The 18,447-nt window shown below is 68.2% G+C and carries 18 protein-coding genes and 1 pseudogene; 15 read left to right on the top strand and 4 right to left on the bottom strand.

The window, feature by feature from the left end:
- The first annotated feature begins 39 nt into the window (after positions 1-39).
- From CFB35_RS25120 to CFB35_RS25095, 6 genes are all read left to right on the top strand, one after another.
- Positions 40-900, top strand: coding sequence for a MurR/RpiR family transcriptional regulator (locus CFB35_RS25120; RefSeq protein WP_089465703.1), 861 nt, complete (start codon positions 40-42; stop codon positions 898-900).
- A 54-nt stretch (positions 901-954) separates the two neighbouring features.
- A complete protein-coding gene (locus CFB35_RS25115) occupies positions 955-1,380 on the top strand; it encodes an N-acetyltransferase (protein ID WP_059584579.1) in 426 nt (141 codons plus the stop codon).
- A gap of 202 nt (positions 1,381-1,582) precedes the next feature.
- The gene (locus CFB35_RS25110) at positions 1,583-3,352 is read left to right on the top strand and encodes an ankyrin repeat domain-containing protein (RefSeq protein WP_226094028.1); all 1,770 of its coding nucleotides are present in this window, start codon (positions 1,583-1,585) and stop codon (positions 3,350-3,352) included.
- Positions 3,349-4,209, top strand: a complete 861-nt coding sequence (locus tag CFB35_RS25105; RefSeq protein WP_089465702.1) for an oxaloacetate decarboxylase — start codon at positions 3,349-3,351, stop codon at positions 4,207-4,209. The genes CFB35_RS25110 and CFB35_RS25105 overlap by 4 nt, the downstream gene beginning before the upstream one ends.
- A gap of 344 nt (positions 4,210-4,553) precedes the next feature.
- Positions 4,554-4,820 (top strand): YodC family protein, encoded by a 267-nt coding sequence (locus tag CFB35_RS25100; protein WP_059584584.1) that lies wholly within the window; start codon positions 4,554-4,556, stop codon positions 4,818-4,820.
- A 115-nt stretch (positions 4,821-4,935) separates the two neighbouring features.
- Positions 4,936-6,096 carry a cytochrome P450 gene (locus CFB35_RS25095; protein ID WP_089465801.1) on the top strand — a complete coding sequence of 387 codons (1,161 nt, stop codon included), beginning with the start codon at positions 4,936-4,938 and terminating at the stop codon, positions 6,094-6,096.
- Between the two features lie 30 nt (positions 6,097-6,126).
- On the opposite strand, the gene CFB35_RS25090 is transcribed toward CFB35_RS25095, so the two are convergent.
- Both CFB35_RS25090 and CFB35_RS25085 read right to left on the bottom strand, forming a co-directional pair.
- Positions 6,127-6,453: a superinfection immunity protein gene (locus tag CFB35_RS25090; protein ID WP_006480800.1), complete on the bottom strand. Its 327-nt coding sequence runs from the start codon at positions 6,451-6,453 to the stop codon at positions 6,127-6,129.
- 90 nt (positions 6,454-6,543) lie between these two features.
- The gene (locus CFB35_RS25085) at positions 6,544-6,963 is read right to left on the bottom strand and encodes a rhodanese-like domain-containing protein (RefSeq protein WP_060012006.1); all 420 of its coding nucleotides are present in this window, start codon (positions 6,961-6,963) and stop codon (positions 6,544-6,546) included.
- Between the two features lie 113 nt (positions 6,964-7,076).
- On the opposite strand from CFB35_RS25085, the gene ftrA reads away from it, so the two are divergent.
- From ftrA to CFB35_RS25055, 5 genes are all read left to right on the top strand, one after another.
- Positions 7,077-8,039, top strand: a complete 963-nt coding sequence (gene ftrA, locus CFB35_RS25080) for a transcriptional regulator FtrA (RefSeq protein ID WP_059584588.1) — start codon at positions 7,077-7,079, stop codon at positions 8,037-8,039.
- Between the two features lie 269 nt (positions 8,040-8,308).
- Positions 8,309-9,763: a M20 family metallopeptidase gene (locus CFB35_RS25070; protein ID WP_059639823.1), complete on the top strand. Its 1,455-nt coding sequence runs from the start codon at positions 8,309-8,311 to the stop codon at positions 9,761-9,763.
- Between the two features lie 60 nt (positions 9,764-9,823).
- Positions 9,824-10,933: a malate/lactate/ureidoglycolate dehydrogenase gene (locus tag CFB35_RS25065; RefSeq protein ID WP_060012004.1), complete on the top strand. Its 1,110-nt coding sequence runs from the start codon at positions 9,824-9,826 to the stop codon at positions 10,931-10,933.
- Complete coding sequence (locus tag CFB35_RS25060; protein ID WP_089465701.1) at positions 10,930-11,541, top strand: TfoX/Sxy family protein; 612 nt, start codon at positions 10,930-10,932, stop codon at positions 11,539-11,541. The genes CFB35_RS25065 and CFB35_RS25060 overlap by 4 nt, the downstream gene beginning before the upstream one ends.
- Positions 11,542-11,842: 301 nt before the next feature.
- Positions 11,843-12,421, top strand: a complete 579-nt coding sequence (locus tag CFB35_RS25055; protein ID WP_089465700.1) for an NnrU family protein — start codon at positions 11,843-11,845, stop codon at positions 12,419-12,421.
- Between the two features lie 280 nt (positions 12,422-12,701).
- On the opposite strand, the gene CFB35_RS25050 is transcribed toward CFB35_RS25055, so the two are convergent.
- Entirely contained in the window at positions 12,702-13,439 is a 738-nt protein-coding gene (locus CFB35_RS25050; RefSeq protein WP_089465699.1) for a sulfite exporter TauE/SafE family protein, read from the bottom strand.
- A gap of 297 nt (positions 13,440-13,736) precedes the next feature.
- Between CFB35_RS25050 and CFB35_RS25045 the strand changes: the two genes are divergently transcribed.
- The 3 genes and pseudogenes from CFB35_RS25045 to CFB35_RS25035 all read left to right on the top strand — a co-directional run.
- Positions 13,737-14,174 (top strand): hypothetical protein, encoded by a 438-nt coding sequence (locus CFB35_RS25045; RefSeq protein WP_059584599.1) that lies wholly within the window; start codon positions 13,737-13,739, stop codon positions 14,172-14,174.
- Between the two features lie 1,026 nt (positions 14,175-15,200).
- The gene (locus CFB35_RS25040; protein WP_059584601.1) at positions 15,201-16,139 is read left to right on the top strand and encodes a LysR family transcriptional regulator; all 939 of its coding nucleotides are present in this window, start codon (positions 15,201-15,203) and stop codon (positions 16,137-16,139) included.
- A gap of 306 nt (positions 16,140-16,445) precedes the next feature.
- A pseudogene (locus tag CFB35_RS25035) lies at positions 16,446-16,643 on the top strand (LuxR C-terminal-related transcriptional regulator); the annotation flags it as partial.
- Between the two features lie 41 nt (positions 16,644-16,684).
- On the opposite strand, the gene CFB35_RS25030 reads toward CFB35_RS25035, so the two are convergent.
- A complete protein-coding gene (locus CFB35_RS25030; RefSeq protein WP_060011819.1) occupies positions 16,685-17,125 on the bottom strand; it encodes a thioesterase family protein in 441 nt (146 codons plus the stop codon).
- A gap of 207 nt (positions 17,126-17,332) precedes the next feature.
- Here CFB35_RS25030 and CFB35_RS25025 point away from each other — a divergent pair, with 207 nt between their 5' ends.
- Positions 17,333-18,439 (top strand): 3-deoxy-7-phosphoheptulonate synthase, encoded by a 1,107-nt coding sequence (locus CFB35_RS25025; RefSeq protein ID WP_089465698.1) that lies wholly within the window; start codon positions 17,333-17,335, stop codon positions 18,437-18,439.
- Positions 18,440-18,447: the final 8 nt, after the last annotated feature.

The raw sequence follows: 18,447 nt of genomic DNA, 5'->3' as shown, positions 1-18,447 counted from the left end.
CGGTGATACCATGAACGACCGGTTCCCGTTCCCACCAAGATGGCCGCCAATTTCGACGAACTCGCGTCCCGGATCCGGGCGCAATTTTCCGAGCTGAGCCCGCAATTCCAGGCGGGCGCCGCCTTCCTGCTCGATCATCCCGACGAAGTCGCCACGTCGTCGATGCGCAAGGTCGCGCAGCGCGCGCAGGTGCAGCCCGCGTCGCTCGTGCGGCTCGCGCAGCAATTCGGCTTTCCCGGCTGGAACGAGCTGCGCGACCTGTGCGTCGCGCGCGTGCGCACGCGGCCCGAGCCGCTCACGCAGCGCGCGCGCTCGCTCGTGCGGCCCGACGCGAAGGCGTCGCTCGCGCACGATCTGCTCGCCGCGCAGCAGCACAACCTGTCGGCGACCGCCGCGCAGAACGAGCACGCGCTCGCGGATGCGGCGAGGCTGATCCGCAAGGCATCGCACGTGCACGTGGCGGGGTTTCGCTCGTGCTATCCGGTCGCGTTCGGTTTCGTCTACGGCTACCGGCTGTTCCGTCCGACCGTGTCGCTGCTCAACGGCGTCGCCGGTTCGCTCGAAATGGAGTTGCGGACGATCGCGAAGCACAGCGTGACCGTGATCGTCAGCTTCGCGCCGTATTCGGCCGAGGCGACGCGCGTCGCGCAGGCCGCGAAGGCGCAGGGCAGCCGGATCGTCGCGATCACCGACAGCGCGGTGTCGCCGATCGCGCTGCACGCGGACGCGCAACTGATCTTCACGCACGACAGCCCGTCGTTCTTTCCGTCGCTGGTGGCCGCGCACGCGATGGCCGAGGCGCTGGTCGCGCAGTTGCTGGCGCTCGAAGGCAGCGATGCGATCGCCGCGCTCGAGCGGACCGAGGCGGAACTGCACGCGAAGGGCGCGTACGTCGTTTGACGGGCGCGGGATGTGCGGTTTCAGCGAACCTTCATTGATGACCCGACGCAATCGATGACGTTGACCTATGCAGTGACCGACGCGGGCGACGCGGACGTGCGCAAGCAGATCGTCGCGCCGCTCATTCGCTTCAACGAAAGCCAGGCCGGCCCGGTCGACTTCCGGCCGCTGGCCGTCATCGCGACCGACGCGGCCGGCGCGGTGGTCGGCGGCCTGTGGGGCGGCACGGCGTTCGGCTGGCTGCATGTCGACCTGCTCGTGGTGCCCGAGGCCGCGCGCGGGCAGGGCGCCGGCACGCGCATCATGGATCTGGCCGAACAGGAGGCCGTCGCGCGCGGCTGTCACAGCGCATGGCTCGACACGTTCGACTTCCAGGCGCGGCCGTTCTACGAGAAGCGCGGCTATGTCCGCTTCGGCGAGCTGCCCGATTATCCGGTTGGGCATACGCGCATCTTCCTGACGAAGAAACTCGCCGGCTGAATGGCATCGCTGCTGCGCGCATGCGCGATGCCGCGCGATTGACGATGCCGACGGCCATCGCCTACGATACCGGGCAGCGATGCAGGTCGCTTCCGGGTCCGCGGAAAGGGTTCAACCCACCTGTCGCGGCAAACCCCGTCTTTCCCCATCCTTCGTGCTGGCGGTATTGCGGACCTTCGGCCATCCATGCACAAGGATCCGCATGAAAAAGCTGCCTCCCGACGCCCATCCCGATCATCTGAAAAAGCAGGCCAAGGCGTTGTTGCGCCTGTACCGGCAGGGCGACGCCGATGCCGTCGCACGCTTCGTCGCATTCCTGCCCGCCGCCGCGAACCGCACGCATGACGAAACGCTCGCGCTCGGGCTTCGTCTGCACGACGCGCAGTCGTGCATCGCGCGCGAGTACGGTTTTGCTTCTTGGGCCGATCTCGGCGCGTTCGTCGACACGCATGCGCTCGCGCGGCAAGCGCGGTCGCTGCTGATGCGGCGCTGGCTCGACCACGCGTACGGCGCGGAGGTGACCGGCGGCGTCGACGCAGCCCGGCCGCGCGTGGCCGCGCAATTGCTGCACGACCATCCCGATCTCGTGTCGGCGGACCCGGCGATCGCATGCGCGGCCGGCGATCTCGCCGCGGTGAAGGGCGCGCTGGCCGCCGATCCCGGCTGGATCGCGCGCGCCGGCGGTGTGCTGAAGCTGCCGCCGCTCGTCGCCGTCACGCATTCGCGGCTCGGGCAGCTTCCCGAATTCGCGGCCAGGTTGCGTGCGTGCGCGCGCCATCTGCTCGACGCGGGCGCCGATCCGAACCAGCGGATCGGCAACCGGTATCCGCCGGCCTCGCTCGCCGAGCCCGACGAGTCGGCGCCGCTGTCGGCGCTGTATGGCGCCGCCGGCGTCAATCGCGATCCCGCGCTCACCGCGATGCTGCTGGAAGCCGGCGCCGATCCGAACGACGGCGAATCGCTGTATCACTCGGTGGAGAACCCGGCATGCACGCGCCTGCTGCTCGAGCACGGCGCCCGGGTGGGCGGGACCAATGCGTTGCGGCGCGCCCTCGACATGCCGGACGCGGCCGCGCTCGAGCTGCTGCTCGCGCATGGCGGCGACCCGAACGAGCCGGCCGGCGAAGGGCCGACGAAGACGTGGGGCGCGCCGTTGCTGCGCGCGATCGCCGTGCGTTGCCCGGCGCGCCACGTCGCCGCGCTGCTGGCGGCCGGCGCCGATCCCGGCGCGCGGACCGTCGCGGGCGTCAGCGCGTATCGGCTCGCGATGCAGACCGGGTTGTCCGAGGTCGCGGCGCTGTTGCGCGCGGCCGGCGCGCAGGAGGCGCTCGATGCGCAAGACGCGTTCATGGCGGCCTGCGCGCGCGCCGATGCCGACGACGCACGGCGTATTCAGGCGAAGCATCCCGAATTGCCCGGCGCACTGTCCGACGACCGGCTGCGGCTGCTGCCCGACGCCGCCGCATGGGGTTCGCGCGACGCGGTGAAGGCGATGGTCGAACTCGGTTGGCCGATCGCCGCGCGAGGCGGCGACTGGGACGCGAGCGCGCTGAATCACGCGGTGTTCCGCGGCGATGCCGAACTGCTGGCGTTCCTGCTCGCGCACGGCGCAAGCTGGCGCGAGATGCACGGATTCGGCAGCGACGCGCTCGGTACGCTGTCCTGGGCGTCCGTCAACGAACCGGAGGGCGTCGGCGATCCCGACTGGGAAGCGTGCGCGCGCGTGCTGATCGCGCACGGCGTGCCGCAAGCGGTACGCGATCCGTCGAATCCGGAGGGCGTGCTGATCGACGGTCGCGCGATGCGGTTCTCCGAGGCCGTCACCGACGTGTTGCTCGGCATCGACGGCGGGCGGCAGCCCGGACGCCAGCGTCTTTCCTGTTGCGCGACGACATTTCGGCGAAAGCTGAAACGTCGCGTGCACGACCGGCGTAAGCTCATCCGTCAACACCTTCCCGGGAGTTCGCGATGACCCGTTCCGACCTGCAAGCCCGCCACGCCGAAGCTTTCCGTGCGCTGCACACGCGCCCCGGCGCGTTCATCATCCCGAACCCGTGGGATGCCGGCACCGCGCGCCTGCTCGCGATGGCCGGCTTCGAGGCGCTCGCCACGACGAGCGCCGGCTACGCGTTTTCGAAAGGGCGCCCCGACAACGCGATCGAGCGCGACGCGATGCTCGCCCATATCGCCGAGCTCGTCGCCGCGGGCGGCTTGCCGGTGAGCGCCGATCTGGAGAACGGCTTCGGCGACGCGCCCGGCACGGTGGCCGAAACGATCCGGCTGGCGGCCGAGGCGGGCGCGGTCGGCGGCTCGATCGAGGACGCGACCGGCCGTGCCGATACGCCGATTTATGCGCGCGACGCGTCGGTCGAGCGCATCGCGGCGGCCGTCGATGCGGCGCGCGCGCTGCCGTTTCCGTTCACGCTGACCGCCCGCTGCGAAAATTACCTGCACGGCCGCCGCGACCTCGACGACACGATCGCACGGCTCGTCGCCTATCGCGACGCCGGCGCGGACGTGCTCTATGCGCCCGGCATCACGGATCCCGACGAAATCGCGGCCGTGACGCGGGCGGTCGGCGCGCCCGTCAATGTCGTCATGGGTCTGCAGGGCGGGTTGCTGAGCCTCGACGCGCTGGCGGCGCTCGGCGTGAAGCGTGTCAGCGTCGGCGGCGCGCTGGCGCGGGCCGCGTTCGGTGCGTTCCTGCGCGCGGCGACGGAGATGCGGCGCGACGGCACGTTCACCTTCAGCCGGGCAGCCGTGCCGGGGCGCGATATCAACCGCTGGTTTGCGGCGCCGGATAATTCGCCGATTTTGTTCGATGAATGAGCCCCAATAAAATCCGGAATCGTTTCCACTTAAGCATTGGTTGACGATAATCAATCGGTTTCGCGTCCGCATTAATCGCCGACGCTGACGCGAAAATCGTCGTTTATTCTCCGCATTCCGCTCCGATCGGCTGCCGCCGGCGCGCAAACCGCGCCGGATCTGAGGCTTGGCGGGCCTTCATACGCGACGATACCGCGCATTGTTGCAGGTTCCAGTTCAGAACGTTTCAGTGCGTGGGAGTTGCGGGATGATTTTTTGATTGATAATCTGCGGCACGTTCCAATGATCGGCGAGTGCCTGCCGGGAATATCAATATATTCAATATATAAAAAGCTGAGAGAGCGATGACGATCCGAGAAAATCACCGCGTCGGATTTCGCGTGGGCGATGTCGTGACGCTGAAAACGGGCGGGCCGCGCATGACCGTCACGTATGCCGGGCCGGTCGTGTTCGACGACGGCGACTGGCTGATCTGCCAGTGGTTCGACGAAAGCGGCGAGTTCCGGCAGGAAATGTTCCATCACGACACGGTGGTGCCCGAGCCGCGCGCGATTTCGGCCGGACGGGTCCGGCTGCGCATGCAGTCGCTCCGCTCGCGGTCGGCGGCCTGACGCCGGCCGGCCGCCGCGATGCCGCGACGTGTCACGCGTGGCGCGCGGCGCCCGTGCGACGACATTTCACGCCATCCCGAAACATGCGGTGGCGCGCGGCGCCGATACTGAGCGCATGAACCCGACCGATCCTGTTGCCGCGGTCACGCACCGCGATCCCTATCCCTATTACGCAGCGCTCGTCGACGGGCCGCCGCTCGCGTTCGACGCCACGCTCGGCCTGTGGGTCGCGAGCCGCGCGGCCGCCGTGACGGCCGTGCTCGGCCATCCGGCCTGCCGCGTGCGGCCGCTGGACGCGCCGGTGCCGCCCGCGTTGCGCGGCACGACGGCCGGCGCGCTGTTCGGCGACCTCGTGCGCATGAACGACGGCCCGTCGCGACACGACGTGCCGAAGCAGGCGTTGCGCGCGGCGTTCGCGCCGATCGATACGGATGCGCTGCGCGATCGCGCCGACGCGCTTGCCACGCGGCGGTTACCGGCGCCCGGCGATGCCGACGCGCTGAACGCGTGGTGCATGACGGTGCCCGTGTGCGCGGTTGCCGATCTGCTCGGCTTCGACGAAACGCAGCTCGACGACATTGCCGCTCGGGTCGTCGAGTTCGTCGCCGCGCTGTCGCCGCTGTCGGATGCCGCGGCGCTGGCGCGCGCGAGCGACGCGGCGCGGCACCTGCTCGACCGGATGACGGAACGCTTCGCGCGGTCGCGTGCGCACGACGGCACGCTAGTCGCAGCGGTACAGCAGGCGGCCCGTGCGTCGGGCTGGCACGCGAGCGGCGCGCTCGTCGCGAATCTCGTCGGGTTGCTGTCGCAGACGTGCGAGGCGACGGCCGCATGGCTCGGCAATGCACTCGTGGCATGGAACGGCGAAGCGGGCACGGTGCCGGATGCCGCCGCGCTCGACGCATTCGTCGCCGAAGTCGGGCGTTTCGATGCGCCGGTGCAGAACACGCGCCGCTTCGTCGCGGCGCGCACGACGATCGAAGGCGTGCGCGTCGAAGCCGGCGATGCCATCCTCGTCGTGCTTGCCGCGGCGAACCGCGATCCGGCCGTGCATCGCGATCCGCACCGGCTGATGCCGGGCCGCGTGTCGGGTCCGAATTTTGGTTTCGGCACGGGGCCGCATGGGTGTCCGGGCGAGCGGATCGCACGGGCGGTGACGGCGGGGGCGTTCGCGGCGCGGCTGCGCGCGGGCGGCTGGCCGCCGCGCGACGCGCTGAAGTGGGATTACCGCGCGTCGACCAACGTCAGGATGCCGAAGTTCGACGCGATACGGTGAAGCGGGGAAGAGCGGCTTGACGGCAGGGGCTTAACGGCAGCCTTGCTTTTCCGCCCATTGCTCCTGCGCGGCGACGCGGCGCTGCACGCGTTCGACGAGGCCGGTCGAGAAGGTCCGCATGCTGACGCCGCGGCGCTTCGCGAGGATCGTCTGCGCGACGTCGGTGCGCGGGTTCGGCTGGCATGCCCAGTACAGCGTCATCAGCCAGCCGATGCCCGTCCATGCGAACAGTGCGTTGAACATCGCGATCGTCAGCTTGTCGTGCCGGCCGCGCCGGTCGGCAATGACGGCCGGCAGGAAATAGAGCGCGATCGCCGCGACTGAACCGGCCACTTGAATCAGGACTGCATCATGCATGGTGCTGCTCCGTCCGAACTGCAATGAGGCTGATTGTCGCGCTTTTTCCGTTCGTGTGCAGGCAATTGATTGTTGCGCTTTTAGTGACGATCAGGCGGCTTCGGCGTCCGCCGGCTGGACGTCGTTGCTCAGCGTGAAACCTTCGTCGAGCCAGCCCGTCACGCCGCCGATCATCAGCTTGACCGGGCGGCCCAGGCGCGCGAGCCGGACCGCCGCGCGCGCGGCGCCGTTGCAGTGCGGCCCCGCGCAGTAGACGACGAACAGCGTGTCGGCCGGGTAACCGGCGAGCTTGCCTTCGATGATCTTGCGGTGCGGCAGGTTGCGCGCGCCGGGCACGTGGCCGGCGGCGAACAGATCGGGGCCGCGCACGTCGAGCAGCACGAAATCGGGCGTGCCGGACGCGAGGGCATCGTGTACGTCCCAGCAGTCGGTCTCGAAGCGCAGCGATGCCTCGAAATGCGCGAGGGCGGCCGGGCTGTCGGCGGCCGGGATGTCGGTGACGTGGGACATGGTCGGGCTCTCCTTGTTGAGCGGCACGGAACGCGCCGCAATGAAGGGCAGTATCGCGGTTCGGCCGGTTTCGCGGCAGTGGCGCGATCGACAAGTTCCGGTAACATCGCGCCATGCACAATCATCTCGTCGTCGCGCTCGCCTACGATCGCCTCTGCACGTTCGAATTCGGCTGCGTGGTCGAACTGTTCGCGCTCGAGCGCCCGGAACTCGGCGTCGACTGGTATCGCTTCGCGGTGTGCGCGAGCGAGCCGGGGCCCGTGCGCGCGGCAGGCGGCATTACCGTTGCCGCGCCCTACCGGCTCGCGATGCTCGATCGCGCGGACACCATCGTGATTCCCGGCTGGCGCGATCCGGACGAACGCCCGCCCGAGCCGTTGCTGAAGAAGCTGCGGGCCGCGCACCGGCGCGGCGCGCGGCTCTGCTCGATCTGTTCGGGCGTGTTCGTGCTGGCGGCGGCCGGCGTGCTCGACGGCCTGACCGTGACGACTCACTGGCGGTATGCGGAACGTCTGCAGGCGCGTTATCCGGCGCTGCGCGTGAATCCGGATGCGCTGTACGTCGACGAAGGGCGGATCGTCACGTCGGCCGGCTCGGCGGCGGGGCTGGACATGCTGCTGCATCTCGTGCGCCGCGATCATGGCGGCGCGATCGCGAACCGCGTCGCGCAGCGCCTCGTGCTGCCGCCGCATCGCGACGGCGGGCAGGCGCAGTTCGTGCCGCGTCCGGTCGCACCGGGCGGCACCGACCGGCTCGCGAAGCTGATCGACTGGATGCGCGCGCATGCGGCCGAGCCGCACACGCTCGCATCGCTCGCCGCGCAGGCCGCGATGAGCACGCGCACGCTGCAGCGGCAGTTCGCGGATGCGACGGGGATGTCGCCGCTCGCGTGGCTGATCCGCGAACGCGTGAACGTCGCGAAGGACATGCTCGAAGCGCAGCCCGCGTTGTCGCTTGCGCAGATCGCGGCGCGCGCGGGGTTCGGTTCCGAGGAATCGCTGCGCCGGCATTTCCGGCGCGTCGCGGCGACGAGCCCGGCCGCGTACCGGCGCGGGATGGATCGCGGCGGCACGTAGCGCGCGCCGGGCAGGGCCGCGCGTGCGCGACGATGAAAAGCGCGACTCATGTGGCGGCGGCCGCTCATTCCGAACAACGATGCCGTCCCGCACGCGAAGAAGGATGCGGATGAACCGACGCGGCGCCTGTGGCGCGACGCGCTCGCCTGCGCGGCCGGGCTGCGCGACGCGTTGCCGACCGCGGTCCGAACAGCCGGGAAGGGGGCGCCGGCGGGGAAGCATCGGCGTATGATCTGGGTTTTCGTCAGCCCGATCCAGGCACCCCCACCATGACATCCGTCGACACTACCCGCGTCCTCGACCATGACAAGCTCGTGACCTTCATCGAGCGCAAGTGGAACGATGAAATCCTCCACGCGCTGACCGACTACATCGCGATTCCCGCGAAGAGCCCCGCATTCGACCCCGACTGGGCGAAGCGGGGCTATCTCGAGCGCGTCGTCACCGACGCCGCGCAGTGGGCCGAACGGCAGCCCGTGAAGGGCCTGAAGCTCGAAATCGTGCGTCTGCCGGGCCGCACGCCGGTGATCTTCTTCGAGTCGCCGGCCACGCGCTCGGGCAGCACCGACACGATCCTGCTGTACGGCCACCTCGACAAGCAGCCCGAATTCGACGGCTGGCGCGCGGACCTCGGCCCGTGGACGCCGAAGTTCGAGAACGGCAAGCTGTACGGCCGCGGCGGCGCGGACGACGGCTACGCGATCTACGCGAGCCTCGCGGCGCTCGGCGCGCTCGACGAGCAGGGCATCGAGCGGCCGCGCTGCGTGGGCCTGATCGAGACCTGCGAAGAGTCGGGCAGCTACGACCTGCTGCCGTACGTCGACGCGTTGCGCGACCGGCTCGGCCAGGTATCGCTCGTCGTGTGCCTCGATTCGGGCGCCGGCAACTACGACCAGATGTGGCTCACCACGTCGCTGCGCGGCCTCGTGTCCGGCGACCTGCAGGTCGAGGTACTCGAAGAAGGCATTCATTCGGGCGTCTATGGCGGCATCGCGCCGTCGAGCTTCCGTGTGATGCGCCAGTTGTTCGAACGCCTCGAGGACGCGAAGAACGGCAACCTGCTGCCGGGCGCGTTCCATTGCGAGATTCCGGCCAGCCGCGTGCGCGAAGCCGAGGCCGCCGCCGCGATTCTCGGCGACACGGTGTGGAAGGGGCTGCCGTGGGCGTGCGGCCAGGACGGCAAGCCCGTGCTGCCGACCACGACCGATCCGCGCGAGGCGCTGCTGAATTCGACGTGGCGTCCGTCGCTGTCGGTCACCGGCGCGGCCGGCATGCCGGCGCTCGCCGATGCGGGCAACGTGCTGCGTCCGCGCACCGCGTTCAAGCTGTCGCTGCGGCTGCCGCCGCTCGTCGACGCCGCGCAGGCCGTACAGCAACTGAAGGCGTTGCTCGAACTCGATCCGCCGTACAACGCGAAGGTCACGTTCAAGCCGGACGCGGGCGCCGCGACCGGCTGGAGCGCGCCGGATCTCGCGCCGTGGCTCGCGTCGTCGCTCGACGCCGCGTCGCGCCGCCACTTCGGCGCCGACTGCGCGTACATGGGCCTCGGCGGCACGATTCCGCTGATGAACGTGCTGCAGGAAGGCTTTCCCGCGGCGCAGTTCATGGTGTGCGGCGTGCTCGGGCCGAAGTCGAACGCGCACGGTCCGAACGAGTTCCTGCACGTGCCGTACGCGAAGAAGCTCACGGCGGCGGTGGCCGACGTGATCGCGACCGCGCGCTGATCGTCGCGACGTTCGACGTACCGGTTGCCCGACCCGAACCGACTGGATGGAGTGTTGCCGATGACCGCATTGCCGACGCCCGATACCGAACCGCTGCGCATGCGCGCCGAACCGCTGCATGCATTCGTCGCGGCACTTTGGGAACGGGCCGGCAGCCACCCGCGCGAGGCGACGCTCGTCGCCGATCATCTGGTGGGCGCGAATCTCGCCGGACACGATTCGCACGGGATCGGGATGATCCCGAATTACGTCGCGTCGTGGCGGGAAGGGCAGTTGCAGCTGAACGGGCACGCGTCGATCGTCCGCGACGGCGGCGCGGTGCTGACGATCGACGGCGGGCGCGGCTTCGGCCAGGTGATCGCGTTCGAGGCGATGGTCGAAGGGATCGAGCGCGCGCGACGCATGGGCATCTGCGCGATCGGGCTGCGCGACGTTCACCACCTGGGCCGCATCGGGCATTGGGCCGAACAGTGCGCGCGCGCGGGGCTCGTGTCGTTCCATTTCGTCAACGTGCCGGGCGACCTGCTGGTCGCGCCGCTGCACGGCACCGATCCGCGTTTCGGCACGAACCCGTTCTGCGCCGCGTATCCGCGAGCGGGCAAGCCTCCGCTGCTGCTCGATTTCGCGACGAGCGCGATCGCGTACGGCAAGACGCGCGTCGCCTACAACCAGGGCAAGCGCGTGCCGGCCGGCTCGCTGATCGACCATCGCGGCCAGCCGACCGACGATCCGGCCGTGATGCACGAGCAGCCGTTCGGCGCGCTGCTGCCGTTCGGGCTGCACAAGGGCTATGCACTCGCGGCGATGTGCGAGATCTTCGGCGGTGCGCTGGTGGGCGGGCATACGACGTACGGCGATACGCTGCAGAAGACGAGTGCGATCGTCAACGGGATGCTGTCGGTGCTGATCGATCCGAACGCGTTCGACGCGGCCGATGCCGAACGCGAAGCCGATGCATTCGTTGCATGGGCGAAGGCGTCGCCGCAGGCCGGCGATACGCCGGTGCGGATGCCTGGAGAACCTGAAGAAGCGAGCCGCGCCGCACGCGGCACGGCCGGCATTCCGGTCGACCGCGCGACGTGGCGGCAGATTCGCGAGAGCGCGGCGGCCGTGGGTGTCGACGCGGCGGAGTTCGATGCGTGGACGCGGCGCTGCGAGGTGTCCGCATGAGTTGGCAGGCGGAGAAGGCGCACGGTGAGGAAATCGCGTATCGGCTTGCGCCGCTCGGCACGCTCACCGTTGCACGGTTCTTCAGCGGTGCGGCGTTGCGGCTCGACGGCGTGATGTTCGGCTTCCTGTCGCGCGGGTCGCTGTTCCTGCGTGTGGACGACGTGAACCGGCCGGCGTTCGTCGCGGCGGGGATGGGGCCGTTCTCGTATGCGCGGCCCACGCGCACCGTCGCGCTCGAGGGCTATTACGAAACGCCGGCCGACGTGCTCGAGGATGCGGGCGCGCTGTTCGACTGGTGCCGCGGCGCGTATCGCGCGGCGCTGCTGGCCGGGCCGCCGAAGCGCAAGGCGAGGGCGGCGTCGAAGACGGTAGCCGGGGCGGGGCCGAAGGCCGCGCCGAAAGCTGCTGCGAAGGCTGCTGCGAAGGCTGCGTCGAAACCGGCAACGAAACCGGCAACGAAACCGGCAACGAAACCCGCGTCGGCACAGAAAACGAAGCCGGCGGCGAAATCCGCATCGAAACCGGTGTCGGCGCAGAAAGCGAAACCGGCATCGAAATCATCGCCCGCGCCGGCACCGAAACCTGCGGCGAAGCGCAAGCAGGCGTAGTCCCGATTACGAGAAGCAACGGCGTCGCGATTTTCGCTTTCCTGACTTTCAGGTGCGCCCGTCGCGGCCCACCCGCACACTGCGCGTGCCGACTCGCCCGCACGATCCGGCGCACGAATGCATCGAGCTTGACGCACCGCACGTCCTGCATGCTTCACAACGGCCGCCCCGGCGTTTATGATCGGCGCGGGTTGCGCCCGTGCCTGGCGACCCGCACCGGCCTCGCCGCCGGCCCCGCGAACGGCGCACCGTACGCCGCGCGGAACGCTTCCTCACTCACCATCCCAGACGGAGACAGCCGATGCTCGTCCTGATTCTCGGTTTAGCGATCTTCCTCGGTGTGCACTCGATCCGGATCGTCGCCGACGGCTGGCGGTCCGCGACGATCGAGCGGATCGGCGAGAAGGGCTGGAAGGGCGGTTACGCGATCGCGTCGATCGTCGGTTTCGCGCTGATCATCTGGGGGTACGGGGTCGCCCGGGCGGGCGCGACGCTGCTGTGGGTGTCGCCGGTCGGCGTGCGCCACCTGACGGGCATGCTGACCGCGGTCGCGTTCGTGCTGATCGCCGCGTCGTACGTGCCGCGCAACCGGATCAAGACGCTCGTCGGCCATCCGATGCTGGCCGGCGTGATGGTCTGGGCGGTGGCGCACCTGCTGGTGAACGGCACCGTGCACGCAGTCGTGCTGTTCGGCGCGTTCTTCGTGTGGTCGATCGTCGATTTCGTCGTGTCGCGTGCGCGGGATCGCCGCGACGGTGTCCGCTATCCGGCCGGCGGGCTGGCCGGCGACGTCGCGGCCGTTGCGGCCGGACTCGTCGCCTGGGCCGTGTTCGCGCGGTTCCTGCACGGCCCGCTGATCGGCGTGCGGCCGTTCGGCTGAACGGAGTGCGAACGCCGGTCGGCCTTGCGCCGGCCTGCGATGCTTCACGCCGGCGGCCTGCCCTAACGACGGCTGCCTTCGCCGCAAGCAATGCGCCGCGACGTTCGCGCGCGCCGTCAGGACCGCGAACCGACACGGGACGCCCGAATCCGGGTTGAACGCCTGCGACTCCGGCACGGCGACAAGCCCTGGCAGCGCGACCCGGTTCGGCACCGGATCGCGAAAGACGTGTTGCGGTTTGTGCGTCGCGTGCCGCGATCGCGGCGGCAACGGGCGTGCGTCAGATCGGTTTGACGAACAACCCGACGGTCAGCAGCGCGCCGATGCAGATGATCGCGATGCGCAGCACGCGTTCGTTCACGCGATGCAGCGCCCACGCGCCGAGCAGGCCGCCGACGATCGCGCCCGCACCGAGCGCGATCGCCGCCCGCCAGTGCAGTTCGGGCGACGTCACGAACAGCACGACGGCCGATGCGTTCATCACGCCCGCGAGCGCATTCTTCGTCGACATCGCGTGGCGCGGCGGCAGGCCGGCCATCGTCAGCGCGGCCATCATCAGGAACCCGATGCCGCCGCCGAAGTAGCCGCCGTAGACCGCGATCAGGAACTGTGAGACCCCGGCCGCGACGGGGCCGAGATGTTGCGCGCCCGCGCCCGGTTTGCGGAAGAAACTGCCCCACGCGAACACGACCGTCGCGAACAGCACGAGCCACGGCACCAGGTGCGAGAAGATCGACGACGGCGTCTTGAGCAGCAGCAGGCCGCCGAGCGCGCCGCCGGCCACGCTGATCGCGAACAGTGCGCGAAACGGCAGCCTGCCGACGCCGCTCACCATGTTCCGGCTCGCCCAGCCCGTCGTGACCTGGCCGGGAAACAGCGCGACCGTCGACGTGATGTTGGCCGCGAGCGGTGACATTCCCGACACGATCAGCGCGGGCAGCGTGATGAACGAGCCGCCGCCCGCGAGGGCGTTCTGGAGCCCGGCCCAGAGGCCGGCGAGGATGATGAGGGCAAGCATCGGTTGCGGGAACGGGGAGGTGGCTGGACTCGCTAGCCGGAAGCGGGCAGGCGCGGCGGACGCACGATGGTAATGCAGGATCGTGGGCGCGGGAAGGACCGACGCGGCGGGAGAGGCCGGGGCTGCGATACGAAGCGTCCGTCGCGTCGTGGCAGGGGGCGAACGTGCCGACGGGACGCGCCGCCGCGGCGATCCCGGTCAGAAAAAACACCCGATTTAACGCTTCATTACGATGGGCTTACCGGAAAGGTGCTAGATTCGCGCACCGATATCTCATCAAGCGGAAGGGGCAAAAAAATGCTGAAGAAATTGGCCGGGATGGCAGTGGTGGTCGGTGCGACTGCGGTGGCGTCGCTGCCTGCCGTGGCAGGCGACACGAACAACGCACTGGGCGGCGCGCTGGGTGGCGTCGCAGGCGCGGCGGTCGGCAACGCGGTCGGCGGGAGCACGGGGGCGATCATCGGCGGGGCCGTGGGCGGTGGCGCAGGCGGGGCGGTGACGTCGAACAAGCGGGAACGCACGGGCGCGGTCGTCGGCGGCGCTCTGGGTGGCGGCGCCGGCGCCGCCGCGGGCAACGCGATGGGCGGCACGGCCGGCAGCCTCGTCGGCGCCGCCGTGGGCGGCGGCGCGGGTGCGGCGCTGGGCGGCCACGTGTCGCGCAACAACTCGCGTTCCAGCGATCATTACCACGGCAACAAGCACAAGAACAAAAAGCGCCACAAGCACGACGACTGACCGGCCGTTCGCCGGCTAGCGGCGATGGGTCGAGCGCACATCGTCGCGACGTCGTTTCGCACGTCCGCCGGCAAGCGCCGATGGCGCCGGGTGGCCGGGCAAGCCTCCGTGATCGCCGAGCATGAATCGCGACGGACGCCGGGTAATCCGGCGTCGACGAATTTCATGAGGATTCCTGTTGTTTGCGGCGAGGGCGAGGCCACGGCGGAATCGTTCACCCTGGGGCGGACGGTTCGCGGGAGAGCGCACGGGCAAGCTGCAGCAGCAAGGTTGGGCGAGTGCAGCGCCGATTGCATACGCGGCCGGACCGAGCAGATTGAAGGGCGGTTTTGACAACGGTGGACATTCCAGCCGGGCGAGTCGGACGAAACATCACCGAACCCCGGTGAAATGCCGATCGAGTCGCAAAACGGGCGCGGCGGACACTCCAGCCGGTTTTCCCGAATCGCCGGAAGATTTTCGCAAAATCGGTTGATCGGGATTTGTTTCGTGAAACGTATGCGAGCCAAGACGGAATATTGACGAGAAAGTCAATAGAAGAGTCTAAAAGTTCTGTTATTCGATCGCGATGAGCGAACCGTGCGGTGCTTTGCGCGCACGCCGTGCCGGCCGGCCGCGCAGCGCCTGCCGAGGCTCGCGCGGGCTCCGCTGCGGCAGGCCTTGCTTCACCGGCCGGCTTGCGTGCGCGATGCGCGGCGCGACGCAATCGAATCGGTTTTGTTTTATTGTTCATTCGCGTTCATCGTTTCATTTAAACCTGATACGCATCGTGTCGGGTTGCGATTTATTTCAACGCGGTGCACAATCGTTCACAAGTGCAATAAATCCGCAGCGGATTTTCTCAGCGGCACGAATACTCCCCGCCATTCACTGCCCGCCATTTCGGCGGACGCACGATCGTGCGTCGGGCTCGGCGGCGCGACTGCCGATTTCCGGTCTATCGCGAATCACGGAGCACATACGCCCGAGGCACGATGCCGCTGGCCCATCGGCCGGCCGGTCCCGACAGTACAGCAAGAGCGCAACATGGCGACTTCCATCGACCTCAATCTTCTCGTCGTTCTGGACGCGTTGTTGTCCGAGAACAGCGTCGTGGGCGCGGCCAACGCGCTCGGCCTCAGTCCGTCCGCACTCAGCCGGTCGCTCGCGCGGCTGCGGGTGATGACGGGCGATCCGTTGCTGGTGCGGGCCGGGCGCGATCTCGTGCCGACCCCGCGTGCGCTCGAGTTGCGCGACAGGGTGCATGCGCTCGTCGTGGAGGCGCATTCGGTCATGTGCCCGTGCGAGCGGGTCGACATGCGTACGCTCAAGCGCACGTTCTCGATTCGCGCGAACGAGGCCTTCGTCGAGACGTTCGCGCCGGCGCTGCTCGAACACGCGTCGCGCGTCGCGCCCGACGTGCGGCTGCGCTTCGCGCCGAAACCCAACAAGCATGTCGATGCGCTGCGCAACGGCGACATCGACCTCGAAGTCGGCGTGATCGGCCAGGCCGGCCCGGAACTGCGCGTGCAGGCGCTGTTTCGCGACCGCTTCATCGGCGTGGTCCGCGCGGATCATCCGCTGGCGACCGGCGAAATCACGCCGCAACGCTTCGCGTCGTTCCCGCAAGTGGGCGTGTCGCGCCGCGGGCAGTTCAACGGCCCGATCGATACGCTGCTCGATTCCCTCGGCATCGTGCGCTCGGTGACCACCGTCGTGTCGAGCTTCCCGACCGCGCTGTCGCTCGCGCGCAGCTCGGACTTCGTCGCCAGCGTGCCGGAGCGGCAGACCGAGCGGTCCCGCGCCGGCATGTACAGCTTCACGCTGCCGTTGCCGATCGCGGACCTGACCGTCTCGCAGATCTGGCACCCGCGTTTCGATCGCGACCCCGCGCATCGCTGGCTGCGCGATTGCGTGCGCAGTATCTGCGCGCCGCGCGTGGCCGATGCGATCGCGCCCGCCAGTCGTGCGGCCGTTTCGATATGACGTGTCGTGCAACTCTGGTGGCGTGCGTCAACGTCATTGATACATTGCGTCTCGTGCATCTTCCGAAGCGTAAATCGATTCGGTATGCTCGATTCCATTGTGACAACACCGGAGATAATGGGTGGGAAGATCGTTGCTTTTGAATTCGCCGAATATTCGTGACGCCTTTAAATAATAAACATCCAATCCGAGGGGCATGTGAATCGAGATGAGCGGCGGAAATGAATCTGAAACATTGGCGTCTTATTCTGGATGGAGAAACGAATGATTCAGTGTGCGGCGAATATAGAGGCTCCCGTGGATGTCGCGTTGAGCATGCGCGAATGCGAGGTATTGCGATGGGCGGCGGAGGGGAAGACCGCGTATGAGATCGGCATCATTCTCGGCCTGACCGAGCGGACGATCAATTTCCACATCTCGAGATCGATCGTCAAGCTCAACGCGTCCAACAAGACCAATGCGGTCGTGAAAGCCGTGTTGATGGGCCTGATCGTGTTTGCTTGAACGGCGCCGGGGTGTCCGTCCGTGGACCCCCGGCTGCGGCATCAGATCGCGCCCTGGAACGACAGCACGCGCGTCCTGAACTCTTCCGGCACCGGCACCGTGGTCTTGCTGCCGTAGTCGAACATCACGTGCGTGGATACGGCCCGCGCAACCACTGCATGATCGTCGGCCGAATCGTCGGCGTCCGCCTGCCCGTCGCGCACCATCAGGTATTCCAGTTCGAAGCTCTTCGATCCGAAGCGCGTGACGCTGCTGCGGACCGTGATCGTATCGCCGTACTGCGCGGGCTTCAGATATTCGCACGAGGTCTTGACCATGATGTGCGGCAGCTTTTCCGAATAGGGCAGCTCGAGCAGATCGTGCATGTAGGTCAGGTACGCGTGCTGCAGATAGTCGTAATAGACGGGGCTGCTCACATGGCCCATCGCGTCCGTTTCCCGATACTTCACGTCGATTCGCGTTTCAAAATATTTTCTTGTCATTACGAGGCTCCTTGGCAGAACAGCAGGTGAGAACGTGTTTTGTCAGGAGTTAAGTTAGACGTGATCCGCATATCGGAATACTGTCGGAAATCACAGATATCCACCATGTGAAATGCTTCTGAGATAAATGACAGTATCACCGGGGATTTGACCGCGCTCTAATTGCCTCCGTAAATCGGCATCCGATCAGCGAGAGTGGAGCGTTAAATGGAAAAACCCGTTGAGGCAGCGTTGACGCAAGGCGTGGCGGTGATCAGTGCGCAGCGGTTGCGCACCGAGTTGCCGTGCGATCCCGGCCTGGCACGGTCGATCGGCGATGCGCGGCGCGCATTGGCGCGCATCATCGCGGGCGAGGACGACCGGCTTGCGCTGATCGTCGGCCCGTGTTCGATCCACGATGCGGACGCCGGGCTGGCGTTCGCGCGCCGGCTCGCGCCACTGCGCGAGCGGTACGCCGATGTGCTCGAGATCGTGATGCGCGTCTATTTCGAAAAGCCGCGCACCACGGTCGGCTGGAAAGGGCTCGTGAACGACCCGTATCTCGACGGCAGCTTCCGGATCGAGGACGGCCTGCGCGTCGCGCGCAAGGTGCTGCTCGGCATCAATGCGCTGGGCTTGCCGGCCGCGACCGAATTTCTCGATCCGATGACCGCGCCGTATCTCGACGACCTCGTGTCCTGGGGCGCGATCGGCGCGCGGACGACCGAATCGCAGATCCATCGCCAGGCGGCCTCGGGGCTCGACCTGCCAATCGGTTTCAAGAACGGCACCGACGGCAACGTGAAGGTCGCGATCGACGCGATCCGCGCGTCGCGCGTGTCGCACAGTTACCTGAGGCCTTCCGTTTCCGGCAGCGTGGAAATCGCGACCACGTCCGGCAATCCCGACACGCATATCGTCCTGCGCGGCGGCAAGACCCCGAACTACGACGCCGCCAGCGTCGCGGCCGCCTGCGCCGCGCTGCGCGACGCGCATCTTCCCCCGTACGTCGTGATCGACGCGAGCCATGGCAACAGCGGCAAGCAGACCCGCGCGCAGATCGACGTCTGCGGCAACCTCGCCGCGCAACTGCATCGCGGCGAACGCGCGATCGTGGGCGTCATGATCGAGTCGTTTCTCGTCGAGGGGCGGCAGGACCTGGTGCCGGGCACGCCGCCGGTGTTCGGCCAAAGCATTACCGACGCATGTCTCGGCTGGGATCACACGGCCGAACTCATCGAGCAGTTGGCTGCCGCGGCGGTTGCGCGGCGGCGTTCGCCAGCCGGCTTCATCGCGCACGGCGCCGCCGTCGCGAGGCAGGCCGTTTCTTACTGAATGAAAGG

Origin of the sequence: Burkholderia sp. AU16482 (genome assembly GCF_002223285.1) — a bacterium.
In the GTDB taxonomy this organism is placed as follows: domain Bacteria; phylum Pseudomonadota; class Gammaproteobacteria; order Burkholderiales; family Burkholderiaceae; genus Burkholderia; species Burkholderia semiarida.
This window is presented reverse-complemented; position numbering and strand designations above follow the sequence as displayed.

Excerpts from the sequence above, each read along its gene's own strand:
- CFB35_RS25040 (WP_059584601.1), top strand. The coding sequence starts at position 15,201 with ATGGCGACTTCCATCGACCTCAATCTTCTCGTCGTTCTGGACGCGTTG.
- CFB35_RS25060 (WP_089465701.1), top strand. The coding sequence starts at position 10,930 with ATGAGTTGGCAGGCGGAGAAGGCGCACGGTGAGGAAATCGCGTATCGG.
- CFB35_RS25055 (WP_089465700.1), top strand. The coding sequence starts at position 11,843 with ATGCTCGTCCTGATTCTCGGTTTAGCGATCTTCCTCGGTGTGCACTCG.
- CFB35_RS25100 (WP_059584584.1), top strand. The coding sequence starts at position 4,554 with ATGACGATCCGAGAAAATCACCGCGTCGGATTTCGCGTGGGCGATGTC.
- CFB35_RS25085 (WP_060012006.1), bottom strand. The coding sequence starts at position 6,963 with ATGTCCCACGTCACCGACATCCCGGCCGCCGACAGCCCGGCCGCCCTC.
- CFB35_RS25090 (WP_006480800.1), bottom strand. The coding sequence starts at position 6,453 with ATGCATGATGCAGTCCTGATTCAAGTGGCCGGTTCAGTCGCGGCGATC.
- CFB35_RS25050 (WP_089465699.1), bottom strand. The coding sequence starts at position 13,439 with ATGCTTGCCCTCATCATCCTCGCCGGCCTCTGGGCCGGGCTCCAGAAC.
- CFB35_RS25110 (WP_226094028.1), top strand. The coding sequence starts at position 1,583 with ATGAAAAAGCTGCCTCCCGACGCCCATCCCGATCATCTGAAAAAGCAG.
- CFB35_RS25105 (WP_089465702.1), top strand. The coding sequence starts at position 3,349 with ATGACCCGTTCCGACCTGCAAGCCCGCCACGCCGAAGCTTTCCGTGCG.
- CFB35_RS25030 (WP_060011819.1), bottom strand. The coding sequence starts at position 17,125 with ATGACAAGAAAATATTTTGAAACGCGAATCGACGTGAAGTATCGGGAA.
- CFB35_RS25045 (WP_059584599.1), top strand. The coding sequence starts at position 13,737 with ATGCTGAAGAAATTGGCCGGGATGGCAGTGGTGGTCGGTGCGACTGCG.
- CFB35_RS25120 (WP_089465703.1), top strand. The coding sequence starts at position 40 with ATGGCCGCCAATTTCGACGAACTCGCGTCCCGGATCCGGGCGCAATTT.
- CFB35_RS25095 (WP_089465801.1), top strand. The coding sequence starts at position 4,936 with ATGAACCCGACCGATCCTGTTGCCGCGGTCACGCACCGCGATCCCTAT.
- CFB35_RS25070 (WP_059639823.1), top strand. The coding sequence starts at position 8,309 with ATGACATCCGTCGACACTACCCGCGTCCTCGACCATGACAAGCTCGTG.
- CFB35_RS25025 (WP_089465698.1), top strand. The coding sequence starts at position 17,333 with ATGGAAAAACCCGTTGAGGCAGCGTTGACGCAAGGCGTGGCGGTGATC.
- ftrA (WP_059584588.1), top strand. The coding sequence starts at position 7,077 with ATGCACAATCATCTCGTCGTCGCGCTCGCCTACGATCGCCTCTGCACG.
- CFB35_RS25115 (WP_059584579.1), top strand. The coding sequence starts at position 955 with ATGACGTTGACCTATGCAGTGACCGACGCGGGCGACGCGGACGTGCGC.
- CFB35_RS25065 (WP_060012004.1), top strand. The coding sequence starts at position 9,824 with ATGACCGCATTGCCGACGCCCGATACCGAACCGCTGCGCATGCGCGCC.